The organism is Chryseobacterium sp. CFS2 (assembly GCF_036543225.1).
GTDB lineage: Bacteria > Bacteroidota > Bacteroidia > Flavobacteriales > Weeksellaceae > Chryseobacterium > Chryseobacterium culicis_A.
This window is the reverse complement of the sequence record NZ_JAZHQU010000008.1, coordinates 37,983-60,338: the sequence shown is the minus strand read 5'-3', so window position 1 is coordinate 60,338 and position 22,356 is coordinate 37,983. Positions and strand designations below refer to the sequence as shown.

General features: G+C 36.6%; 22 protein-coding genes. 11 read left to right on the top strand and 11 right to left on the bottom strand.

The features are described 5' to 3' along the window. Positions 1–2: 2 nt before the first annotated feature. The gene (locus tag ODR02_RS17980) at positions 3–1,295 is read left to right on the top strand and encodes a phenylacetate--CoA ligase family protein (protein ID WP_309512959.1); all 1,293 of its coding nucleotides are present in this window, start codon (positions 3–5) and stop codon (positions 1,293–1,295) included. Between the two features lie 76 nt (positions 1,296–1,371). Further along, entirely contained in the window at positions 1,372–1,980 is a 609-nt protein-coding gene (locus tag ODR02_RS17975; protein WP_309512958.1) for a hypothetical protein, read from the top strand. 35 nt (positions 1,981–2,015) lie between these two features. Here the strand turns inward: ODR02_RS17975 and ODR02_RS17970 are convergent, their stop codons facing one another. Next, positions 2,016–3,272, bottom strand: coding sequence for an NAD(P)/FAD-dependent oxidoreductase (locus ODR02_RS17970; RefSeq protein ID WP_309512957.1), 1,257 nt, complete (start codon positions 3,270–3,272; stop codon positions 2,016–2,018). Between the two features lie 98 nt (positions 3,273–3,370). On the opposite strand from ODR02_RS17970, the gene ODR02_RS17965 reads away from it, so the two are divergent. From ODR02_RS17965 to ODR02_RS17925, 9 genes are all read left to right on the top strand, one after another. Next, positions 3,371–4,891 carry an HAL/PAL/TAL family ammonia-lyase gene (locus ODR02_RS17965; RefSeq protein ID WP_209786768.1) on the top strand — a complete coding sequence of 507 codons (1,521 nt, stop codon included), beginning with the start codon at positions 3,371–3,373 and terminating at the stop codon, positions 4,889–4,891. Positions 4,892–4,969: 78 nt separating this feature from the next. Then, positions 4,970–5,701 (top strand): 3-oxoacyl-ACP reductase FabG, encoded by a 732-nt coding sequence (gene fabG / locus ODR02_RS17960; RefSeq protein ID WP_105684174.1) that lies wholly within the window; start codon positions 4,970–4,972, stop codon positions 5,699–5,701. A gap of 1 nt (position 5,702) precedes the next feature. Next, positions 5,703–6,923 (top strand): beta-ketoacyl-[acyl-carrier-protein] synthase family protein, encoded by a 1,221-nt coding sequence (locus ODR02_RS17955; RefSeq protein WP_309512956.1) that lies wholly within the window; start codon positions 5,703–5,705, stop codon positions 6,921–6,923. A 4-nt stretch (positions 6,924–6,927) separates the two neighbouring features. Continuing rightward, a complete protein-coding gene (locus tag ODR02_RS17950; protein ID WP_047377388.1) occupies positions 6,928–7,182 on the top strand; it encodes an acyl carrier protein in 255 nt (84 codons plus the stop codon). A gap of 120 nt (positions 7,183–7,302) precedes the next feature. Beyond that, positions 7,303–8,187, top strand: a complete 885-nt coding sequence (locus tag ODR02_RS17945; protein ID WP_209786769.1) for an LpxL/LpxP family acyltransferase — start codon at positions 7,303–7,305, stop codon at positions 8,185–8,187. Positions 8,188–8,362: 175 nt separating this feature from the next. Next, a complete protein-coding gene (locus tag ODR02_RS17940) occupies positions 8,363–9,889 on the top strand; it encodes a phytoene desaturase family protein (protein WP_309512955.1) in 1,527 nt (508 codons plus the stop codon). Positions 9,890–9,962: 73 nt separating this feature from the next. After that, positions 9,963–11,579 carry a C45 family peptidase gene (locus tag ODR02_RS17935; protein WP_309512954.1) on the top strand — a complete coding sequence of 539 codons (1,617 nt, stop codon included), beginning with the start codon at positions 9,963–9,965 and terminating at the stop codon, positions 11,577–11,579. Beyond that, positions 11,576–11,941 (top strand): hypothetical protein, encoded by a 366-nt coding sequence (locus ODR02_RS17930; RefSeq protein WP_309512953.1) that lies wholly within the window; start codon positions 11,576–11,578, stop codon positions 11,939–11,941. The genes ODR02_RS17935 and ODR02_RS17930 overlap by 4 nt, the downstream gene beginning before the upstream one ends. 228 nt (positions 11,942–12,169) lie before the next feature. Then, positions 12,170–14,806 carry a T9SS-dependent M36 family metallopeptidase gene (locus ODR02_RS17925; RefSeq protein ID WP_309512952.1) on the top strand — a complete coding sequence of 879 codons (2,637 nt, stop codon included), beginning with the start codon at positions 12,170–12,172 and terminating at the stop codon, positions 14,804–14,806. Positions 14,807–14,857: 51 nt separating this feature from the next. Here ODR02_RS17925 and ODR02_RS17920 read toward each other — a convergent pair whose 3' ends face one another. The 10 genes from ODR02_RS17920 to ODR02_RS17875 all read right to left on the bottom strand — a co-directional run bounded on the left by ODR02_RS17920 (position 14,858) and on the right by ODR02_RS17875 (position 22,351). Then, positions 14,858–16,030 (bottom strand): DUF2062 domain-containing protein, encoded by a 1,173-nt coding sequence (locus ODR02_RS17920; protein WP_309512951.1) that lies wholly within the window; start codon positions 16,028–16,030, stop codon positions 14,858–14,860. 4 nt (positions 16,031–16,034) lie between these two features. After that, positions 16,035–16,511 (bottom strand): hypothetical protein, encoded by a 477-nt coding sequence (locus ODR02_RS17915; protein WP_309512950.1) that lies wholly within the window; start codon positions 16,509–16,511, stop codon positions 16,035–16,037. Then, positions 16,508–16,888, bottom strand: a complete 381-nt coding sequence (locus tag ODR02_RS17910) for a 3-hydroxyacyl-ACP dehydratase (protein ID WP_209786776.1) — start codon at positions 16,886–16,888, stop codon at positions 16,508–16,510. Before ODR02_RS17910 ends, ODR02_RS17915 begins: the two co-directional genes overlap by 4 nt. Positions 16,889–16,971: 83 nt before the next feature. Next, complete coding sequence (locus ODR02_RS17905) at positions 16,972–17,604, bottom strand: hypothetical protein (protein WP_209786777.1); 633 nt, start codon at positions 17,602–17,604, stop codon at positions 16,972–16,974. After that, positions 17,570–18,196, bottom strand: coding sequence for a LolA family protein (locus ODR02_RS17900; RefSeq protein ID WP_309512949.1), 627 nt, complete (start codon positions 18,194–18,196; stop codon positions 17,570–17,572). Before ODR02_RS17900 ends, ODR02_RS17905 begins: the two co-directional genes overlap by 35 nt. Next, positions 18,189–18,944: a polysaccharide deacetylase family protein gene (locus ODR02_RS17895; RefSeq protein WP_309512948.1), complete on the bottom strand. Its 756-nt coding sequence runs from the start codon at positions 18,942–18,944 to the stop codon at positions 18,189–18,191. Before ODR02_RS17895 ends, ODR02_RS17900 begins: the two co-directional genes overlap by 8 nt. A 168-nt stretch (positions 18,945–19,112) precedes the next feature. Further along, the gene (locus ODR02_RS17890; RefSeq protein ID WP_309512947.1) at positions 19,113–20,174 is read right to left on the bottom strand and encodes a beta-ketoacyl synthase N-terminal-like domain-containing protein; all 1,062 of its coding nucleotides are present in this window, start codon (positions 20,172–20,174) and stop codon (positions 19,113–19,115) included. Continuing rightward, positions 20,171–21,370 (bottom strand): beta-ketoacyl-[acyl-carrier-protein] synthase family protein, encoded by a 1,200-nt coding sequence (locus ODR02_RS17885; RefSeq protein ID WP_309512946.1) that lies wholly within the window; start codon positions 21,368–21,370, stop codon positions 20,171–20,173. The genes ODR02_RS17890 and ODR02_RS17885 overlap by 4 nt, the downstream gene beginning before the upstream one ends. Before the next feature lie 84 nt (positions 21,371–21,454). Then, the gene (locus ODR02_RS17880) at positions 21,455–21,712 is read right to left on the bottom strand and encodes a phosphopantetheine-binding protein (protein WP_034692439.1); all 258 of its coding nucleotides are present in this window, start codon (positions 21,710–21,712) and stop codon (positions 21,455–21,457) included. 99 nt (positions 21,713–21,811) lie between these two features. Next, positions 21,812–22,351, bottom strand: a complete 540-nt coding sequence (locus ODR02_RS17875; RefSeq protein WP_309512945.1) for a 3-oxoacyl-ACP synthase — start codon at positions 22,349–22,351, stop codon at positions 21,812–21,814. Positions 22,352–22,356: the final 5 nt, after the last annotated feature.

The following is a 22,356-nucleotide window of genomic DNA, read 5'->3' as shown; positions in this document are numbered from 1 at the left end:
CATTGGAATTTCATCCGTCAATTGAGAAAGCAGATATTCAGGAAATCAAACTATTTCAGGAAGAAAAACTTCATGAGCTTTTGGCTTATCTTGAAGCGCATTCTCCTTTTTACCAGAAACTGTTCAAAGAAAATAATATCCATATTGCAGACATTCGTACTTTGGAAGATCTTCAGAAGATTCCTACCACTACAAAGAATGATCTTCAGCAGTATAACCATGATTTTTTCTGCATAACACCGGATAAAATTGTGGATTACAGTACTACTTCCGGAACATTGGGAGATCCGGTTACATTTGGGTTATCCGATAGTGATCTTGAAAGGCTTGCTTATAATGAGGCAATATCTTTTGCCTGTGCCGGGATTCAGAAAGGAGATGTTGTTCAGATGATTACCACCATAGACAAAAGGTTTATGGCGGGGCTTGCCTATTTTCTGGGCTTAAGAAAAATGGGTGCGAGTGTGGTGAGAATGGGACCCGGAATTCCTGAACTGCAATGGGATTCTATTTTCAGATACAAACCTAAATATTTGATTACCGTTCCTTCTTTTCTGTTGAAAATGATTGACTATGCTGAAAAACACGGATTGGATTATAAAAATTCCAGTGTTTATGGTGCGGTATGTATCGGGGAAAGTATCAAAAATCAGGATTTTACAGATAATATTCTTTCACAGAAAATCAAAGAAAAGTGGGATATCAAACTCTTTTCCACCTATGCTTCTACCGAAATGAGTACTGCCTTTACAGAATGTGAATATCAGATCGGAGGCCATCACCATCCTGAGCTGATCATTACAGAAATTCTGGATGACGACGGAAATCCTGTGAAAGAAGGAGAAAGCGGAGAACTCACCATTACTACTTTGGGAGTGGAAGCAATCCCTTTGTTAAGGTTTAAAACCGGAGATCTTGTAAAAGCACATGATGAACCCTGTCAATGTGGAAGAAATACGATGAGGCTAGGACCCGTAGTAGGAAGAAAACAACAGATGATCAAATACAAGGGAACAACACTGTATCCCCCAGCCATGAATGATATTTTGAATGATTTCAACAATATCTTATGCTACCAGATCGTTATTCAGGCCAACGAAATCGGGCTTGATGAAATTATCATCAAATTAAGTACTGAAGCGGAACACGAAGGGTTTGTGAATGAAGTAAGAGACCATTTCCGTGCAAAATTAAGAGTAAGTCCGAAAATTGAAATTATAGATTTTGATATCCTCTCTAAAACAGTTTTTAATCCAAACAGCAGAAAACCCATTACTTTTATTGATTTAAGATAAAATTAAAAAATAAAGAGTCGATAGAGATTGTCTTTTATAATATCTTTGGGCTCTTAAAGTAAAAAGCTAATACACTATGAAAAAACTATTATTGCTGGTCTTTGTAGCTATAATGACCACTGCTTTCGGACAGGAAAAAATGAAATTAGTTGCCGGAAGTTTGGGTGTTTTGAAAGATCAGACTGAAGTAAACGTTGAGGTTAAGTTTGAGAATGTACTATTTATGAAAGAAAATATTACAGAAACTCAATATCTTGAAAACAGGAAAAAACAAGTTCTGGATAATCCTAAAAGAGGAGAAGAGGCATGGAAACAATGGATTGAAGAATGGGAAAAATACAAAAAGGAATATTATGTGGACTATTTTGCAAAGGGTTTGAATAAGACCTATAAAAATATTTCATTTAAAAAAGATGCTGCTGCAAAATATACCCTGCGCTTGGAAACAAATTGGATATTTCCGGGCTGGCATGCCGGAATTACTGCAATGACTGCTGAAATATCAGGTAAAATAAAACTGGTGGAAACAGATAATCCTTCTGTTGTTTTAGCTGAAGTAGAACTTAATAAGTTTGATAAATTTGTACAAAATAAAGAATTTGTAATGGAGTACGGAAGAATAGCCTCAGCCTATGATTCTGCCGGAAGGTATTTAGGAAGAGAAATTAAAAAGTCTTTAAAATAAAACAAAAAACGGTCTGAAATTTCAGACCGTTTTTTTTATTGTTGACTTTGCTGCTCCTGTTTCTCTAATTTAATCAGGTTCGCAAGATTTTTAATAACTGTATCGTGCTTTCTCACAAAAGGATTGTCTTTATTCCACACATAACCTGCTAAAACAGCACAAATCTTTTTCTTGACATCCGCATTTTCCGGTTGATGGAAGAAGAGTTCCTGAAGATTTCCGGTATACCATTCTTTTACATAGGTGGTGAAAACATCCACTCCGTATAAAATATAATCCGAATATTCCGTCTGCCAGTCAATTTTTTCTCCGTTTAATTGTCTCAGAGCCAGTTTGGCTGCCAGCATTCCGGATTCTGTGGCAAAAGCCATTCCTGAAGAAAAAACTGGGTCAAGGAATTCTGAAGCATTTCCCGTTAAGGCAAATCCGTCTCCGAATAAACTTTTAACCGAACAGGAATAATCTTTAAGATGCCTGGGTTCAAAAAGGAAATCTACCTCTCCAAAACGTTTTACATAATAATCAGAAAGAGAAATTGCCTTTTTCAAAGCTTCAGCAGGATCTCCGTTTTCAGATAACTGATCAATATATTCAGTAGGTCCTACAATTCCTACACTGGTATTTCCATTAGAAAAAGGAATGACCCAAAGCCATACTTCGGTTTCAATAATGTCAAAAGAAATTAAAGTCCCTTCCTCTCCCGGTTCTCTGTTAATATCATCCACATGAGAGAAAATGGCAGAGTGAGGAGATAGTTTTGAAGGTTTTTCAAGGTCTAGCAGACGAGGCAGTACTCTTCCGTAGCCGCTGGAATCAATAACAAACTTAGCATGGATTTCTTTCGTTTCTCCCTCCTTATTTTTTACCGTAGTTACAGAATCTGTTCCGTCAAATTTTATGTCAATAACTTCGGTTTCAAATTCAAGATCAATTCCTTTATTAATAACTTCCTGAGCAAGAGTATTATCAAAATCAGCTCTCGGAACCTGCCAGGTCCAATCCCAGCCTTCCCCGAATTTGTTGCTAAAATCAAAAATGCAGACTTCTTCACCACGAAGAAAACGGGCTCCCAACTTTTTTTCAAAGCCCATTTTGTCTAATGCAGGGAAAAGTCCGGCCTCATCAAAGTGGTCCATTACCCTTGGAATTAAGCTTTCACCCACTACCAGTCTGGGGAATTTTGTCTTTTCGACTACTTTTACGCTGACGTTATTATTCTTTAAGTACGAAGAAGACACGCATCCGGAAGGTCCAGCTCCGATTACAAGAACGTCAACAAATTCTTTGCTCATCTTTGATTTTTTATTTTAATAATAACTTTTATCTTTGCCGCAAAATTAGTGACAAATAATTAATATTTTACAAAATTATCAACTATTACTTTTAATTGATGAAAATAAATAACTTTTTAGAACTGAAAGACTTTCAAAAAATTATCATTGAGAATGAAAAAATAGAACTGGATGAATCACTTTTATCGAGAGTGGATAAAAGTTTTCAGTTTTTAAAAGAATTTTCAAAAAATAAAGTAATATATGGTGTGAACACCGGTTTTGGGCCTATGGCTCAGTTTAAAATCAGCGATGAAGATACACACCAGCTTCAATATAACCTTATCAGAAGCCATTCTTCAGGAATTGGAAATCCTTTACCTGCCGAAGAAGTAAAAGCCTGTATGCTGGCAAGGTTGAATACCTTATCATTAGGAAATTCAGGAGTACACCAATCTGTTATTTATCTTCTTCAGGAGCTGATCAACAGAGATATTACCCCATTGATATTTGAACATGGAGGAGTAGGAGCAAGCGGAGACCTTGTTCAGCTGGCTCACTTAGCCTTGGTACTGATTGGAGAAGGAGAAGTATTTTATAAAGGGGAAAGAAAATCCACAAAAGAGATTTTCAAAATTGAAGGATTACAACCAATACAGGTAGAAATTCGTGAAGGTCTTGCTTTGATGAATGGAACTTCTGTAATGTCAGGAATAGGTATTGTAAATGCTTATAAAGCGAATCAGCTTACAGATATTTCCCTTAGACTTTCTTGTGCGATTAACGAAATTGTACAGGCTTATGACGATCATTTATCCGAAGCGCTGAACGGGACGAAAAAACACTACGGCCAGCAGAAAGTGGCAGAAAGAATGCGTGCTCACCTGGCGGATAGTAAGCTGATCAGAAAAAGAGAAGATCATCTTTACACTCACTTCGAAGAACAGGAAAAAGTATTCAAGGAAAAAGTTCAGGAATATTATTCCTTAAGATGTGTGCCTCAGATTTTAGGTCCGGTATTGGATACGTTGGAATATACAGAGAAAGTTCTTGAAAATGAGATCAATTCAGCCAATGATAATCCCATTATCAATGTTGAAGACCAGCATGTTTATCATGGAGGAAACTTCCACGGAGATTATATCTCTCTGGAAATGGACAAACTTAAAATTGTAGTTACCAAACTGACGATGCTTGCCGAAAGACAGCTGAACTACCTTCTGAATGCCAAAATCAATGAAATTTTGCCTCCTTTTGTAAATTTAGGTAAATTAGGTTTCAATTTCGGGATGCAGGGCGTACAGTTTACGGCAACTTCTACTACGGCAGAAAGCCAAATGTTGTCGAATTCAATGTATGTTCACAGTATTCCAAATAATAATGATAATCAGGATATCGTTAGTATGGGAACCAATGCTGCGGTGATCTGCAGAAAAGTGATTGAAAATGCTTTCGAAGTATTGGCCATTGAAGCCATTACGATTATTCAGGCTGTTGAATATCTTGGATTCCAGGATAAAGTTTCATCATCTACAAAAGAGCTGTATGATGAAATCAGAAAAATAATTCCTGCTTTCTCAGATGATATGGTTATGTATCCGTATCTGGAGGAAGTAAAGAAGTATCTGAAAGGAATGTAACTATTAACGGTGGTGAATTGTCTTTTAAAGAAAGATGCATCAACTTAAAAAAACTAAAAACGATATAAACACTAACGCATGAAATGTGCAATTGTAACAGGAGGCTCCAGAGGAATCGGGAGAGCAATCTGTATAAAACTGGCTGAAGAGAAAAACTATCATATCTTAATCAACTACGCTTCAAACGAAACGGCAGCAAAAGAAACTCTGGCTAAAGTACAAGAACTTGGGTCTACAGGAGAAATTCTTAAATTTGATGTAGGAAATACTGAAGAAACACAGGCTGTTTTAACGGAATGGCAGGAGAAAAATCCTGACGCCGTGGTAGAAGTGATCGTCAATAATGCCGGAATCACAAGAGATGGTCTTTTTATGTGGATGCAGAAAGAAGACTGGAATAATGTGATCAATACAAGTCTTGACGGATTTTTCAATGTGACCAATTTCTTTATCCAAAAACTGCTTCGTAACAAATACGGAAGAATCATCAATATGGTTTCTGTATCCGGAGTAAAAGGAACTGCTGGTCAAACGAATTATTCTGCAGCAAAAGGGGCATTGGTAGGCGCTACAAAAGCTCTTGCTCAGGAAGTTGCCAAAAGAAATGTTACCGTAAATGCAGTAGCTCCTGGTTTTATCAGAACCGATATGACTCAGGAATTTAATGAAGATGAACTGAAAGCAATGATTCCAGCCAACAGATTCGGTGAAGCAGAAGAAGTGGCAGATCTTGTAGCATTCTTAGCATCTAAAAAATCTTCTTACATTACAGGAGAAGTGATTAATATTAACGGAGGAATTTATTCATAACATGGAAAATAGGGTTGTAATTACCGGAATGGGAATTTATTCCTGCATCGGGACATCTTTAGAAGAGGTCAGGGAATCCCTATATCAAGGAAAATCCGGTATTGTTTTAGATCCGGATAGAAAAGAATTTGGTTTCAGGTCTGGTCTTACAGGAGTTGTTCCAAAACCTGATCTGAAAAACCTTTTAAACAGACGCCAGCGTGTCAGTATGGGTGAAGAAAGCGAATATGCTTATCTGGCGACCATGGATGCATTGAAACAGGCAAATCTGGATGAAGAATTTCTGGATTCTCATGAAGTAGGAATCTTATACGGAAATGACAGCGTTTCTCAGGCTGTTGTAGAATCTATTGATATTGCCAGAGAAAAAAAGGATACAACATTGATGGGTTCAGGAGCGATCTTCAAATCAATGAACTCTACAGTAACCATGAACCTTTCCACCATCTTTAAACTGAAAGGAATCAATCTTACCATCAGTGCAGCATGTGCAAGCGGTTCCCATTCTTTGGGACTGGCTTATATGATGATCAAGAATGGTTTTCAGGATATGATTATCTGTGGAGGAGCTCAGGAAACCAATAAATATTCTATGGCAAGCTTTGATGGATTGGGAGTATTCTCCGCCAGAGAAGATGAACCCACAAAAGCTTCCAGACCCTTCGATGCAGAAAGAGACGGATTAATTCCTAGCGGCGGTGCTGCCAGCCTTATTGTGGAAAGTCTTGAATCTGCTCAAAGAAGAGGTGCTCCGATTATTGCAGAAATTATCGGCTATGGTTTCTCTTCGAACGGAGGTCATATTTCAACACCCAACGTGGATGGACCAGCTTTGGCAATGGACAGGGCATTAAAACAATCAGGATTAAAAGCTTCAGATATTGATTATATCAATGCTCATGCAACTTCTACCCCTATTGGTGATGCCAATGAGGCAAAAGCCATCTATGAGATCTTCGGTAGTGAAGTTCCGGTAAGTTCTACCAAATCTATGACTGGGCATGAGTGCTGGATGGCAGGCGCAAGTGAAGTTATCTACTCAATTCTGATGATGCAGAACGATTTTGTTGCTCCCAATATCAACCTGGAAAACCTTGATAATGAAGCACAAAAGATAAATTTAGTGGCAAAAACAAAAAATCAAAAAATTGATGTATTTTTGTCGAATTCTTTTGGGTTTGGGGGAACCAATTCTGCACTAATAGTTAAAAAATTTGATTAAAAACATGGAAAGGGAAAAAATTGTTGCTATCGTTAATGATTTTCTTGTCAACGAATTCGAGGTAGACGGAGACGAAATCAGTAATGATGCCAACCTTAAAAATACACTGGGCTTAGACAGCCTGGATTATATCGACATGGTAGTCGTGATCGAATCTAATTTCGGCGTGAAATTAGGAGAAGCAGATTTCAAAAAAATGGTAACATTTGATGATTTCTATACAACGATTGAAAACAAGATTGCTGAAAAAAACGCTTAGTTATTGAGTAAATCTTTATTCTATAAAATGAGCCAATGTAATACTACCACAGTGATTCGCTAGCGGACACTTCTAAAATGGTAATATTACATTGGTTCTCTGTTATATTAAACTGTAGATATGAACAAGTGGAAAGGTAAATCTAAAGGAACAGTACTCGGATACAGAATATTCGTCTGGTGTATTAGAAATATCGGAATCAAAAGTTCATATGGGGTATTGTATTTTGTAGCAGCGTATTACTCGCTGTTTCAGAAGAAAAGCAACCAATATATTCTGTATTATTTTCAGAAAAGACTGAACTATGGATACTGGAAATCCAAAGCCTCCATATTTAAAAGCTACTTTACCTTCGGAAAAGTTCTGATCGATAAAACAGCTATTTCTGCCGGACTTAGAGAAAAATACACCTATGAATTTGACGGTATTGAAAACCTCAGAAATCTTTTAGCCGCTAAAAAAGGAGGCGTACTGATCAGCGCTCATATCGGTAATTTTGAAATTGCAGAGCACTTTTTTGCAGATATCGACTTCGATTGCCAGATCAATCTGGTGACTACAGATCAGGAAGTTACCGTAATTAAGGAATATCTGGAAAGCGTTGCCGTAAAAAAAAGTAATATCAAGTTTATCTACGTAAAAGAAGATATGTCGCATATCTTTGAAATTAACAAAGCTTTGTCAGATAATGAGCTGATCTGTTTTACCGGAGACCGCTATTTTGAAGGCTCCAAATATCTGGAAGCAGAACTGCTCGGGAAAAGTGCAAAATTTCCGGCCGGCCCTTTTTTGATTGCCTCAAGGCTGGGTGTTCCCGTAGTATATGTTTATGTAATGAAAGAAAACAATCTTCATTACCATCTGTATGCAAGAGTAGCCCAGAATATCAAAAACCGGGATTCACAAGGCCTTTTAAATTCTTATGTTCAAAATCTTGAAACCATGGTGAAAAAATATCCGCTTCAATGGTTTAATTATTTTGATTTTTGGGATGATATTGATTAATTTTTCTATTTTTATCAAATAAAAACGAATAAAAAACTAAAAACCATTAAGATTCACCGAGGTTTAAGATGGTCAGATCATATTGCCTGATATAAATTTCTTTGCTTACTTTACCAAAGTAATCTTTAAATATCTTAAATTCCCTGTTTCTTAATTATTAAAAGCACATTTTCTTTTGAAGAAAGCATACGACATACTTGTAATCGGAAGCGGATTGGGAGGTCTTGTTTCAGCTCTTATTTTGGCGAAAGAAGGCCTGAAAGTATGTGTTCTGGAAAAGAATAACCAATATGGAGGAAACCTCCAGACCTTTGCAAGGGACAAGCTTATTTTTGATACGGGAGTTCATTATCTTGGAGGATTGGGCAAAGGACAGAATCTGAACCAGTTCTTTTCCTATCTTGAAATCATGGATGATCTTGAGCTTCAGCTGATGGATGAAGATGGCTACGACAGGATCAGCTTTGGAGAAGATGAAATAGAATATCCCCATGCTCAAGGATATCAGAATTTCGTAGAACAACTTTCCAAATACTTTCCTGAAGAAAAAGAAAACCTTGAAACCTACTGTGAAGAAATCCAGTATGTATGCAGCCAGTTTCCCAGATATCATGTGGTAGGAAAAGACAGTTATAATGAGGAAATCCTGCATCTCAATACCAAAAGATTCATTGAATCCGTTACCCAGAACAAAAAACTTCAGTCGGTTTTGCTGGGTTCCAACTTTTTATATGCCGGAGATTCTGAAACCGTACCTTTTTATGTACATGCTTTAACGGTAAATTCGTATATTCAAAGTGCTTACAAATGTGTAAAAGGAGGAAGCCAGATCTCTAAACTTTTGATCAGAAAGCTTAGAGAGTACGGAGCAGAAGTACATAAGCATTCAGAAGTTTCTGAATTTGTTTTTAATGAGAATAACAGACTGACCTCTGTAAAAACAAAAACAGGAAAAGAATACACGGCAAAACAATTTATTTCCAATATAGAAATCCGTTCCACCATTAAACTGATTGGAGAAGAGAGGTTGAAGAAGTCTTTTCTGAACAGAGTTTTAAGCTGGAAACCGGTTTCATCATGCTTTAGTATTTATCTGGTTTTAAAACCTCACAGCCTTCCCAACTTTAATTACAACAGATATCACTATTCATCAGAAGAGCAGGTCTGGAATGCATTCCGCTACAGGAAAGAAGCATGGCCGGAAACGTATATGCTTTCATCCACCCCTTCAAAACATCATCCTGAATTTGCAGAAAGCCTTACCGCTATTTCTTATATGGATTTTGATGAGGTTAAAGAATGGGAAAATACCTTCAACACGGTAGCAGATGAGCATGAAAGAGGAGCAGCTTATGAAAGGTTTAAACTCGAAAAGACAGAGAAAATGCTTGATGCTCTGGAAAAGAAAATTCCCGGCCTAAGGCATGCCATTAAAACAATATATACATCTTCTCCCTTGTCTTACCGGGACTATATCGGGAATTTTGAAGGAAATATGTACGGATACATGAAAAGCTCTGAGAATCCTCTTAAAACAATGGTTTCTCCCCGTACCAAAATCGACAACCTGTTTCTTACCGGACAATCCGTGAATATGCATGGAATTTTAGGAGTTACCATCGGAGCTTTTAATACCTGTGCAGAAATTCTTGGAAAAGAAACGATTGACATGAGGTTGATACAAATGATTAATAAAAACTAAAGTGAAAAAAACTAAAACCATTTATAGATCCCATAAAAGAGCTTTTCTTTACCTTACTTTTTGTTTTTTCCTCATGGCCTGCGGAATATCAAAATCTATCCGGCATATTCCAGATGTAAAACAATATGCACTGGAAGTTCCGAAGGTTACCAGAATCAACGACAGTACTTTGAGCTATAATCAAAATTATCTTACCAAAAATAAACAGCAGCTCTGGGAACTTTATATTAAAGGAAATCCTATACAGCTGGGATATAATAACGGAGCATTAACTCAAAGCTTAATGCAGAAGCAGGAAAGTATCTTCTTCGCAAAAGTTGAAGGGTTTGTACCCTCAAAATTCCGACAAAGGCTGTTAAGAGGTTTTTTAAAATGGTACAACAGAAAAATGTATCTCAATGTAAGAGAAGATTATCAGGCAGAATTATATGGTTTATCACAATATTCATCTGATCAGTATGATTTTATTGCTCCTAAATATTTAAGGAACCTTTACCTGCACGGTGCTCATGATATCGGTCATGCCATGCAGGATCTTGCAATGGTAGGCTGTACATCTCTTGCCGTATGGAACGAAAATACCGAAGATGGAGACCTGCTGATCGGAAGAAATTTCGACTTTTATGTGGGGGACGACTTTGCAAAAAATAAACTGGTAGAATTTGTTCAGCCAGAGGAAGGAATTCCTTACATGTCTGTAAGCTGGCCGGGAATGATTGGTGTGGTTTCCGGTATGAATAAAGAAGGAATTACAGTCACGATTAATGCCGGGAAATCAAAAATTCCTTTGACGGCAAAGACTCCTATTTCCCTTGTTACAAGAGAAATTCTGCAGTATGCTAAAAATATTGATGAAGCGATTGCTATTGCTAAAAAAAGAAAAGTTTTCGTTTCTGAATCTATTCTTGTGGGAAGTGCAGCAGACAAAAATGCGGTAATCATTGAAGTTTCGCCTAAAAACTTCGGTGTATACAGAGTGCAGAATACCAACAGGGTTCTTTGTACCAATCATTTCCAGTCTGAAGCCTATAAAGAGGACAAAAGAAATCAGAAACATATTGAAGAAAGCCATTCCGAATACCGTTATGAAAGACTTCAGGAGCTTTTACAGGAAGAAAAAAAGATGACCCCGGAAAAGATGGCTTCCATTTTAAGAAACAGATCCGGCTTAAAAGATGAAAACATAGGCTATGGTAATGAAAAAGCACTCAACCAACTTTTAGCTCACCATGCGGTTATATTTTCGCCTCAGAAAAAGTTGGTCTGGGTTTCTTCAAATCCTTACCAGTTAGGAGAATTTGTATGTTATGATCTGAATGAAATCTTTTCCGACAAACCATTATCCCAAAGTCTGCAGGCAAAAACAAAATTGAATATTGTAAGGGATCCGTTTGCCGATTCTGAAGAGTTTGCGCACTATGAACAATCTAAAATGCTGGCTAAAGAAATCAATGAGGCCGCAGAAAATAAAGATATATTGTTGACAGATGATCTTATTCCTTATTATCAGTCTATGAACCCCGATTTTTGGCAGGTGTATTATCAGTCAGGGAAATATTATTTTAACAAAAAAGAATATTCAAAGGCAAAAACTGAATTTGAAAAAGCTTTAACGAAAGAAATTACCACAGTTCCTGACAGAAAAAATGTTGAAAAGTACCTTAAGAAAACTTTAAAGAAACTGAAATGATCCCCAAATATATAAAACTGCTGTTCTGCATTCCTTTTATTATCATCATCTGCCATTCCGTGTATTTGTTTACGGTATACAGTTCAATCCCGGACACCATCCCTATTCACGGCTACGGAAATATGAAAGACATTGATGGAAGTAAAATATTTCTTATCATGCCAATCCTCATGAATTTGGTTATTCTTCTCTTTATCTGGTTGATTATCAGAAGACCGGATAAGATAAAATTTACGTTTGAAATCAATGATGACGAAAGAGAAAAAATATACCATATCACCCAGCTGGCTCTTGTAATTATTGCCATATTTGCTACCATTATGATGACTCCATTATCATTCTCTGATGTGGTTTACAGATAGCTAACCATGAAAAAACTTATTCCCTTCAAAACATTATGAAGCATAAGAAAAGATAGATGAATGGGTTTAAAGATCTATAGCCTTTTTTGAGTGATTAATAGTAAATAATACAATTTTCTGACTTGAATTATTTTTTTAAATAAATAATATGTGATTTTGTAACAATTTAGATTGTTTTTCTACTAACTGTTAAATCTAACGTATTAATATTTGTTAAAAGTAATCTAAATGAAAAAAATTCGACTAAGTGTTAAGCTATTGTTGTTTTGTTCAATTTTTGGTGCGGGTGTAGTATCTGCCCAGCAATATGAACAAACCATCAAGGACTATGTTAATTCTGCTCAGGGATCGTTCCAGAGAGTTAATCCGGAGCTTAAAGCATTTAAAATCATTAATGTAGATCCTTCAAAAAGCTTAAATGGAGATGTTGTAGGGATACAGCAAACGGTTAATGGTATTCCTGTTTTTGGAAGCTCTGCCAATGTTTTGATCAGAGAGGGAAAGGTTTTAAGCTTTGCAGATACTTTCATCAAGAATTCTCCTTCTGCGATTAAAGGAAAAGAAAAAGGAAAAAAAGAATCATTAGTAGCAGAAACCGTTAAAAAACTGAACGGTTTGCCTACTGTTAAAAATGTTGAAGGAAAAGAAGAACCTATCCGTGTCAATACAGTTTATTTTGCCAAAAATGGAGAGCTGATTCTGGGTTACCAGTTCTATATTGAAGAAAAAGGAACCGGTAATGTATGGAATACCATTGTCAGTACTGATGACAGCAGCATTTTATACCAGGAAAATACAACTTTATCATGTAATTTTCACGATGAAGCCTATGATCACCACAGTTCATCAGAACATAATATTCAAACCTATTTACCTGAAAATATAGCAGCTGCAAATCTGCAGAACCCTGCAAATTTTGTATTAGTGCCTGATAACGCTTCTTACAACGTGTTTGCATTCCCTACAGAAGCGCCTACGTTTGGAGCAAGGACATTGCTTACCAATCCATGGGATCTGACAGCATCACCTGAAGGATGGCATTCTGACGGAACTAATCATTATACCATAACAAGAGGGAACAACACATTTGCCTATACGGATGAGAGTAATCTCAATACGCCACAATTTTCTCCAGATGGAGGGGTAAACAGAGTATTTGATTTTCCTTTAGACATTACAGCCAGTCACACAACATATACTTCGGCAGCAGTAACGAATTTATTCTACAATGCAAATAAAACGCACGATGTATTTTATAAATTCGGATTTACAGAATCTGCAAGGAATTATCAGGTAAACAATTTTGGAAACGGAGGAGTAGGTAATGATCCTGTTCTTGCGGAATCCAGAGATGGTAGTGGTCTTAATAATGCCAACTTTAGCCCTGGTACTGATGGAACAAGCGGAAGAATGCAAATGTTCCTTTTTTCACCGAGTGGAAATGTAAGATATCTTTATTATAATTCACCATCCACTTATACGGCCAGAGCACCTATTGCTACTACCGCGAATTTTGGACCTCAAATTATGGGGAATCCACCTGTAACAGGAGATCTTGCTCTTTCTACACCTGCAGACGCGTGTACTGCAGTGACTGCCGGAAGCCTTGTAGGAAAAATAGCAGTAGTAAATGCTGCAGGATGTGGTTTTGCTGTTAAAACTAAGAATTTACAGAATGCAGGGGCAGTAGGAGTTATACAATACCACCCGTCAAGTAATACTCCTGTAGGAATGGGAGGAACTGATGCTTCCATTACAATTCCTACCATTATGGTGGGTATGTCAGAAGGTCAGTTCCTGGTGAATGACTTAACTAACGGAACTGTTGGTAATGCTACATTGAAAACAGATGCCGTTTACAAAGATGCAAGTTTAGATAACGGAGTAATCAGCCACGAGTATGGTCATGGTATTTCCAATCGTCTTACCGGAACAGGAAGTTCTTGTTTGTCTTTTATTTCGTCTAATGAGCAGATGGGTGAAGGATGGTCAGACTTCTTCGCTTTGATGATGACAACCAGACCAGGAGATACTTCTTCTATGGCCAGAGGTGTAGGAACTTTTGTTTCAGGACAGACTACTACCGGTGGAGGAATAAGACCTGCAAAATATTCACCTGACTTTGCCATCAATGATTATACTTATGGCCGTACCAACGGGATGAAAATAAGTACCACTATTTCAGGAATAGCGGTTACAGTGCCGGATGTTCACAGTATCGGATTTATCTGGGCTTCTATGCTTTGGGATCTTAACTGGAAATATGTAGAAAAATACGGATACAACAGCAACGTTCTTGCAGATGCGAACAGTGGAAGTGCACGAGTACTTCAGTTGGTAGTAGATGCTCTTAAATTACAGCAATGTAACCCAACTTTCATTCAGGGAAGAAATGCGATCCTTGCTGCAGAAATGGCAAAAACAAATGGGGTAGATAAATGTATGATTTGGAATGTATTCGCTAAAAGAGGGTTAGGGGTTAATGCATCTGCAGGAGCTCTTAATGGTTTAGCAATGGGTGCTAATCAGCCTTTACCGGAAATGAGCGATCAGGTGGAAGACTTTACTGTTCCTGCAGAATGTGCTGCATTGGCGGTAAAAGAAATTAATAATTCTAAAGGAATATCCATCTATCCAAATCCTGTAAGAAATGAATTCACGATAAAAACACCGTCAGATGTTAATCTGTCAGGAATTACAACCGTTTCTATTTTTGATTTTACAGGAAAATTGATTTCTAAAGAAAGCATCAACCTTAATAAGCAAAATACCATCAGTGCAGAAAAACTGATCAATGGTGCTTATATTGTGAAAGTTAGCAATGACTCAATTGACTATTCTCAAAAGATTATCGTTTCAAAATAGGAAATAATAATAACTAATTGTGATGGGCCTGGAACATTGTTCCGGGCTTTTTTAGTTGTTTTCCGGACTTACTTTATTCAGGAACAGAAAAGAGGCTATCCCTGTAAGGGCAGAAAGGGTAGTACTTAAGATGAAACTGCCGATAACGTATTGCAGAAGATTGTTTTTGATCAGTTCAAAATTTAAATCCTGACTTAAAATATCACTGTCACCACTTACAAATGGTGCTCCTAAAAACAGAGAAGCGGCAATGATAAATGGAATAAAAGGAGGAAGACTTACATTGGAAGCTACAAATGCAAGTACTTTATTGAGTTTAAAGAGTACAGACAAACTAATGACCAGAAGCGTCTGAAATCCCCAAAAAGGAGAAAGTCCTATAAAAACTCCCAGCGCTATAGAAAATGCTTTTGTACGGTTGCTCCCGTCACTTTCTAAGACATCTTCCTGTATGAATTTTTTAAAGCTTTTTTTTTTGAAATTATTCACGAAATTTCTCGGAATAATATAAAGCAGGGTAATCGTCACCAAAATCGTATTCAGAATACTGATTCTCGTAAAATCCTTGAAAGGCCTGAAGTGGGAAACCCGTTCTGCCGGATCATATAAAACCCTGATTGGGACATTTTTTACCGGAACATGCCTCCACGCAGTTCTTACAATGATCTCGATTTCAAATTCAAACTTAGGGGTAAAATATTTCTTTGGAATTTTATGCAAAGGATAAAGTCTGTAACCGGATTGGGTATCTTCCAGTTTAATTCCGGTTTCAAACCAGAACCAGAAGTTGGAAAAACGGTTTCCGAAACTGCTTTTCTTGGGAATGCCATCCTGAGACATATTTCTGTTTCCAATCAGAAGAACTTCTTCTTTTTCATGAAGAAGCGCCTCTACGAATACCGGAATATCATCCGGATAATGTTGTCCGTCCGAATCAATGGTGATGGCATAATCATACCCGGATTTTTTTGCCGCTCTAAAACCTGTTTTAAGGGCATTTCCTTTTCCTTTGTTCTCCGGTAAAGAGATTACCGTAATCTGAGGATATTGGGCAAGGATCTGAGGGGTAGAATCTGTAGAACCGTCATTGACCACAATAATACTTCCGGTGTAGTTGAGAACACCGTCAATAACCCTGTTCAGAGTCTTTTCATTATTGTAGGTAGGTATTAAAATGCATATCTTCTTTTCAGAAATTGCATTTTGAACTTCAGCAAGGGACATTTTTTTATTTTAAAGTGGCTCTTTCCGCCTCTGTAATGGTTTTAGATTGCATAGCAAACCTTTTGATATAGCCTTTTAATGCGGTATTCTGTTTGCTGTAATTATTCAAGAGGAAAGCTTTATCATCCTTTAGGCTTCCGCGGTAGCCTACAATTTTCGGAATATTTTCCTGAACGCTTAATCTGATCAGACGTAATTCTGCATTATTAGGATTACTTTTGATAACGCTTTCAAGACTTGTTGCTCCTGTTTTTACCAGTGATTTTCTGTTACTTTTAGCAATTTTTGCCTCCATAATCTTTGCCGCTGCCTTATAGCCTACAGTGACTGCATCAGAACCGGATTGTTTATCTGCGGTTTCAATGAAGTTTTGGGTATTGCCATTAGATTCATTAGCTTTAGCATAGCTGTTTCTCAATGTTTCAAGATCCAACTGAAAGAAAAAAACAAATGCCGCTAAGAATGATAAGATTAGTTTCATGATGGTATTTTTTTATAGCTTACAGACAATTTCAATGCAATAGTCTCGCCAAAAGAAGTTGCGTTTTTTACTTTAACGTCTTCTCCATTTTCAGCAATATCAAGTTGAAGAACCAAATCAGGTGTTTCAAATGGATTGATAATTGCCATAAATTTTACATTCGAAGCTGTTTTAAGGAATAATTTTGAACCTGTAAATTCTTCTGTCAGCTCTTTAATGATCTGCATCATACAAACACCGGGTGTTACCGGATTCCCAGGAAAATGTCCTTTAAAAATCTCGTGGTCTTTATTAAGGTTGATATGAGCAGTAAACTTTCCGTCTTCTGTTTTATCGTATGATGTTAATGTGTAAAAGTCTGTAAGAATGGTTTGCATGATCTTATTTTTTAAGATTAAATGTACAATACAGTCCGGTCTGAAAAAGAGCTCAAATATTGTACAATTTTTCCTGTTGGAACTTATTCTGTTTCGGTTATTTGAACTAGTTTTATATTGATCTTAAAGTCTTTGTGCTGTAGATTTAAGCTATCCGCGAAGATATGCTTTTTTGCATCAAAAGTAAAATCGATTTTTTCCTTGTTATTTTTCGTGTAAATGATCTGTTTCAATAAATTGTTTTTACTGAAGAATAAGTAATAGCTTTTATTCTCAATTTTTGAAAGATAGATTTTCGCATTTTCATTCTCAAAACTTTCGCTTACCGGATATTGTTTTTTAAGAAGCTGCTGAAAGTCGTTTTTCAGGAAATTAATGACAATTTTTTTATCCAGGTCAGAAAGTACATAATTCAACTTGAAATTATTCTCAGAAACCTCAAAATCAATCAGTTTGTTTCCGAAATCTGATGTTAAAGCAACACGATGGGTCGTTTCATTCAGTTTTTTGATGATCAGAATCCCGCTTACATGGTTTTTATAAATATCCATCTGGCATTTGTATACATAATCTTCGCCTGAAGAAAAGTATAAATTCTCAACCATCTTTTCAGAAGAGGAAACAGGTTTTGCTTCTGTTAACTTGTAGGTTTTACAGGAAACTGCCAGAATGAGAATTAGGCTATAGAGTAAACTCTGACGCAGGAATTGAAGCATTGACCTTGGTATTTTTGAAAACAATATTCGTAGTATCTCCGGAAGCTTCAGTCATATTTACCTGAGAAACCGTCGACTGGTTCTTAGGGAAATACAGCTCAATCTGTTTGATGTATTTCAACAGTTGGGATGTTTTAGGAATAAACTTTGCCACATTATAATTTCCGTTCTTGAAGTACGTTACCGTAAATTCAGGATCATTGAACATGGTTCCGTTTGAACTTCCTACAATCAGTTTATTGATTTTTTCAAATGTTTTACTCTTGGCATCTACAGAAGATTTTTTCCCCTGATCATTGATGTAGATCTTATTGCTTTTAAAAACAATACTGTACTGATAAGGTTTAGTATACCTCCAGCTCAGCATATTGGGAGTCTGTAATGACATTTTTCCATAGGTAACAATGCTTTTATCCAGAAAATCCATTTTTTTGGTCTGGGTAAAATCACTTTGTAATGTTTTGATCTCTTTGGTCTCTGAAGAAACCTTCGATACAAATGCTTTGGCTTCAGCTCCTGACATTGCCGTGTTTTGTGCAAAAAAGAAACCTGAAACCAGTAAGAATGCTCCGAAAGCAATATTTTTAATCATTTCTATTTGAATTTATAACTGTATCAACTGTAAAGGTTGAATATTTTTTGTCCTTCAAAAATACTAATAAATCTATCAGAACACGATAAGTGTTTTCCGAAGTATCATGAAGCAGGATAATGCTCCCTTTTTTCAAGTCTTTGGTAACTCTGGTATAGATTTTCTTTTCATCATCAATGATGGTATCTAAGGAGCGGACATTCCATCCGATACTTTTTTTATGTGTTCTTTTAATCGCTTTCGCAATATTGGGATTCGTCACTCCGAAAGGTGGTCTGTAGAGATGGGTGCTGATATTTCCAACATTCTTGATGATTGCATCACATTTTTCAATTTCCTCAATCATTTTTGAAGTCGATAAAAATCCTGTAGAATTGGAATGTGTTAAGGTATGATTTCCGATAGTATGGCCTTCAGCAATAATTCTCTGAAACGTTTCCGGATATTTTTCGATCTGTTTCCCGATACAGAAAAAGGTGGCTTTTACCTGATGTTCCTTAAGTAAGTCTAAAAATTTCGGGGTAAACTCGGTAGGCCCATCATCAAAAGTAAGGGCTACTTCTTTAATTCTTGTGCGTTTATGGGTAAGGCTGTTGACAAAATATCCCAGTTCAATATCAAAAGAACCCCAAACTACAATTGCAGAAAAAACAAAAAAACAAAACAGATACACCCAAAAACTTCCGTGAAACGCATAAATAAAAGCGTTACAGAAAAGATAGAAGAGGATGAATGGATAGTGTTTCATTGCTGACTGTTTTTTATTGTTGATTAATTGGAAACCTCTGTTGTACTTTGTCACTTCGTAGGAGTCTAAACTAATCTAGATTCCATGCTCCACTTCAGAACCTTGTTCGCAGACCTTTGGTCTGTGCTCTGAATGACAAATAGACCGCATAATTTTCAATTTCAACAATTATGCCTTTTCCAGTAATACCAAACTGTGATCATCACCTCCCAGATGATTGTAAATAAGTATATTCTTCACAATTTCTTTTTTCTCAGTGTTGATCATCATAATTTCCGGGATCTGCTGTTCCTTAAGGATATGACAGGCTATAAACGTTGAAAAACCACTGGCTGTATTGAATTCACCACTCAAATGTTTATAATACAGCTGTGCTGAATCCGGAAAAAGATCCATTGCTTTAGTATAATACATATCTGACTTTGCATCTCCACTGAACCCTAAAATAACCACATCAATATCATTGTGGGAAAGATTGTTTTGAGCTAAGAAATTCTGGATGAAATCTTTTACTTCATTTAATTCAACCTTATTGCTGATTTGGATATTCTGAAGCTTGGCGTAAGAATTTTCAGTCTTATTTTTTCCTACAACAAAGAAGCTGGCGCCTTCACCCCAGATTACTCCGGTGGTAGTGGAATTTAAGTAGTCAACGGGAAGATCTGTTTCTTTTTTGATGGTGTTATTCAAACAGTAAAGTTCCATTGTTCTGTCGGTCTGTTCATCTGTAGAACCTACCAGAACATTTTCCGCTTCTCCGTCATTGATCTGAAGTTGAGCATCCAATAATGAAAACTCCAGTGAGGAAGAAGTATTTACATAGGTGAAGTTGTAAGCATGGCATTGCAATCCCAGAGCAATCTGTCCTGCTACCGTATTGTGAGTAGACTGAATAAAAAAAGTAGGTGTAAGAAACTCTTCATGATTATCAATCACATTTTTCAGGAACTTTTCAGAATCCTGTGAGCAGCCCATTCCGGTTCCTACGATGATGGCATCCGGTTGTTCAATACCGGCTTCCTTCAATGCATAATTTGATGCTACGGAACTCATTTTTACTGTTTTGGACATTCTTCTGATCATCGCAGGCGGAATGAACTCTTTATAATTGGGTTCTATCGCTTTAATGATGTTTAAAGAATTCCTGGAAGTAAGGTTCTGTAGAATATTGTTGTTTAAAGTGTCCTGAACTGAGATACAGGATGCACTGTTGATGTATACTGCACTCATGATTTTGAGAAAATTAAAGTTGAACAGTTTCCTCCAAATCCAAATGAATTGGAAAGCACATGATTGATGCTTTTCTCTTTTAATTCAGTAACCGGAGTGAGATCAAACTCTTCCATTTTTGTTTTGAAATTCAGGTTGGGGAAAATAAGGCTGTTTTGCATTGCTAAGATTGAAAATACAGCTTCAATTCCTGCTGCTGCAGCCAAAGTATGGCCTGTAAATGCTTTTGTAGAACTGAATTCAGGCACCTGGTTTTCACCGAAGATTCTGATCATGGCAATTCCTTCTGATAAATCATTATTAGGAGTTGCTGTTCCGTGAACATTGATGTAATCTATATTTCCTTTATCTAATCCGGAGATTTTCAGGGCTTGCTGCATGGCTAAGAATGCCCCTTGTCCGTTTTCTGAAGAGGCTGTCTGATGGTGCGCATCATTAGCGTTTCCATATCCTGAAAGATAAGCCAGGACTTTTTTGTTTTCTTTTTTGACAATCTCTTCAGATTCAAGAACTAAGAAAGCGGCTGCTTCTCCAAGGTTCAATCCTTTTCTGTTGTTGTCAAAAGGAGTATTATAGGAATCCGTAAGAATCATCAGGGTATTGAAACCATTTAAGGTAAACTTTGAAAGGGAATCTGTTCCCCCGACAATGACACGGTCCAAAACTCCGTTTTTGATCAGTTTAGCACCCATCATAATCGCATTGGCTGCCGATGAGCAGGCTGTACTGATGGTAGAAACCATGCCTTTTAATCCTAAATAATCAGCAATTGCCAATGAGGAATTTCCGGCATCGTGAGCGTCAATATATTTTTGCTTTTCAGGGAAGTCTTCGTAAGAGTAGAAATATTTTTCAGTAATATCCATTCCTCCTACACTGGTAGAAGAAATCAGCCCGGTTTTGTAACCATTAATATCTGAAATACCTGCACTTTCTACAGCTTCTTTTGCAGCAATCATTCCCAATAAAGAAGTTCTGGTTACATTGTTGTCTTCATCAAGCTGAAGTTTCTGTACAAGTTCTTTATTGGATAATTTTATCTCACCTGTTTTAATAATTCCGGCATGGCGGGTTTCAAACATTTCGATATCTGAAATTCCGTGTTTTCCGGTTTCTAATGAAATAAAATTTTCCTCCACATTGTTTCCGATGGAGGAAATGATGCCCATTCCCGTTATGGCAATTTTTTGACTCATGGTATTCAATACTGTAACAATGTATCAATCTAACAATTTACCAATAATTGCTACATTGTTACACTGTTAGATTGTTGTAGTAATTTATTTTGTTCTGTTATCCTCGATGAATTTAGCCATCGTATCGATAGATTGGAAAATCTCTTTTCCTTTTTTAGGATCGGCTAATTTGATTCCATAGTCTTTATCAAGAAGAACAATAAGTTCCAAAGCATCAATAGAATCTAATCCTAATCCTCCTCCGAATAATGGATCAGTATCTTTGATTTCTTCTACAGATACATCTTCAAGGTTAAGGACTTCAATAATTTTGTGTTTCAATTCTGTTTTTAAGTTTTCCATAAATATTATTTTAATGTAACAATATATCAATGTACCAGTTTACCAATAGTTGTTATTACCTTTAGCATTGGTACATTATCAGATTGGTACATTGTTAAATTATAATGTGAGCAAATATACAAAAGCTTTATAATTTTCCTGATACAATTCTACCCAGCCGCATAATACCTTGTCGGCCTTACCAGACTGCAGAATCTGTTCAGCATAATTGTTTAAAAAATTTTCATCAAATTCATCCAAAACAAAAAAAGCATTTTCTGTCTGCATTTTATGTTTAATGCTGATTTCGCCTACACAAATATTGGGTAATGTGTACACAAAAACTGCCGGACTCGGATAGAAGTTATCCTGATTATTGATGCTTTCCTGATATTTGAAATCCGTATCAAGGCTGGATGATCTGTTGGCAAAAACGATTGCTGTTCTGCTGTGATCTTCGTCTTTCAAAATCGTTTCTGCGGAAAGAAAAGCCAGTTTACTCAGATGATCCATTTTATGAAACTTAGGATAACTGAGATCTAAACTTTTATAAGCTTCCTTGGCAAATTCCTGAAAAGTTTCGCTTTGACTTTCAAAAACAAGATTTCCGTCAACGGTTATTTTTGAATGTTCTATGGTACAGGTATTTATTTTCTTCATCAAAT

What these genes read in the sequence shown, in the direction of transcription:
- ODR02_RS17975 (WP_309512958.1), top strand. Translation starts at nt 1,372, where the DNA reads ATGAAAAAACTATTATTGCTGGTCTTTGTAGCTATAATGACCACTGCT.
- ODR02_RS17970 (WP_309512957.1), bottom strand. Translation starts at nt 3,272, where the DNA reads ATGAGCAAAGAATTTGTTGACGTTCTTGTAATCGGAGCTGGACCTTCC.
- ODR02_RS17965 (WP_209786768.1), top strand. Translation starts at nt 3,371, where the DNA reads ATGAAAATAAATAACTTTTTAGAACTGAAAGACTTTCAAAAAATTATC.
- fabG (WP_105684174.1), top strand. Translation starts at nt 4,970, where the DNA reads ATGAAATGTGCAATTGTAACAGGAGGCTCCAGAGGAATCGGGAGAGCA.
- ODR02_RS17955 (WP_309512956.1), top strand. Translation starts at nt 5,703, where the DNA reads ATGGAAAATAGGGTTGTAATTACCGGAATGGGAATTTATTCCTGCATC.
- ODR02_RS17950 (WP_047377388.1), top strand. Translation starts at nt 6,928, where the DNA reads ATGGAAAGGGAAAAAATTGTTGCTATCGTTAATGATTTTCTTGTCAAC.
- ODR02_RS17945 (WP_209786769.1), top strand. Translation starts at nt 7,303, where the DNA reads ATGAACAAGTGGAAAGGTAAATCTAAAGGAACAGTACTCGGATACAGA.
- ODR02_RS17935 (WP_309512954.1), top strand. Translation starts at nt 9,963, where the DNA reads ATGGCCTGCGGAATATCAAAATCTATCCGGCATATTCCAGATGTAAAA.
- ODR02_RS17930 (WP_309512953.1), top strand. Translation starts at nt 11,576, where the DNA reads ATGATCCCCAAATATATAAAACTGCTGTTCTGCATTCCTTTTATTATC.
- ODR02_RS17925 (WP_309512952.1), top strand. Translation starts at nt 12,170, where the DNA reads ATGAAAAAAATTCGACTAAGTGTTAAGCTATTGTTGTTTTGTTCAATT.
- ODR02_RS17920 (WP_309512951.1), bottom strand. Translation starts at nt 16,030, where the DNA reads ATGTCCCTTGCTGAAGTTCAAAATGCAATTTCTGAAAAGAAGATATGC.
- ODR02_RS17915 (WP_309512950.1), bottom strand. Translation starts at nt 16,511, where the DNA reads ATGAAACTAATCTTATCATTCTTAGCGGCATTTGTTTTTTTCTTTCAG.
- ODR02_RS17910 (WP_209786776.1), bottom strand. Translation starts at nt 16,888, where the DNA reads ATGCAAACCATTCTTACAGACTTTTACACATTAACATCATACGATAAA.
- ODR02_RS17905 (WP_209786777.1), bottom strand. Translation starts at nt 17,604, where the DNA reads ATGCTTCAATTCCTGCGTCAGAGTTTACTCTATAGCCTAATTCTCATT.
- ODR02_RS17900 (WP_309512949.1), bottom strand. Translation starts at nt 18,196, where the DNA reads ATGATTAAAAATATTGCTTTCGGAGCATTCTTACTGGTTTCAGGTTTC.
- ODR02_RS17895 (WP_309512948.1), bottom strand. Translation starts at nt 18,944, where the DNA reads ATGAAACACTATCCATTCATCCTCTTCTATCTTTTCTGTAACGCTTTT.
- ODR02_RS17890 (WP_309512947.1), bottom strand. Translation starts at nt 20,174, where the DNA reads ATGAGTGCAGTATACATCAACAGTGCATCCTGTATCTCAGTTCAGGAC.
- ODR02_RS17885 (WP_309512946.1), bottom strand. Translation starts at nt 21,370, where the DNA reads ATGAGTCAAAAAATTGCCATAACGGGAATGGGCATCATTTCCTCCATC.
- ODR02_RS17880 (WP_034692439.1), bottom strand. Translation starts at nt 21,712, where the DNA reads ATGGAAAACTTAAAAACAGAATTGAAACACAAAATTATTGAAGTCCTT.
- ODR02_RS17875 (WP_309512945.1), bottom strand. Translation starts at nt 22,351, where the DNA reads ATGAAGAAAATAAATACCTGTACCATAGAACATTCAAAAATAACCGTT.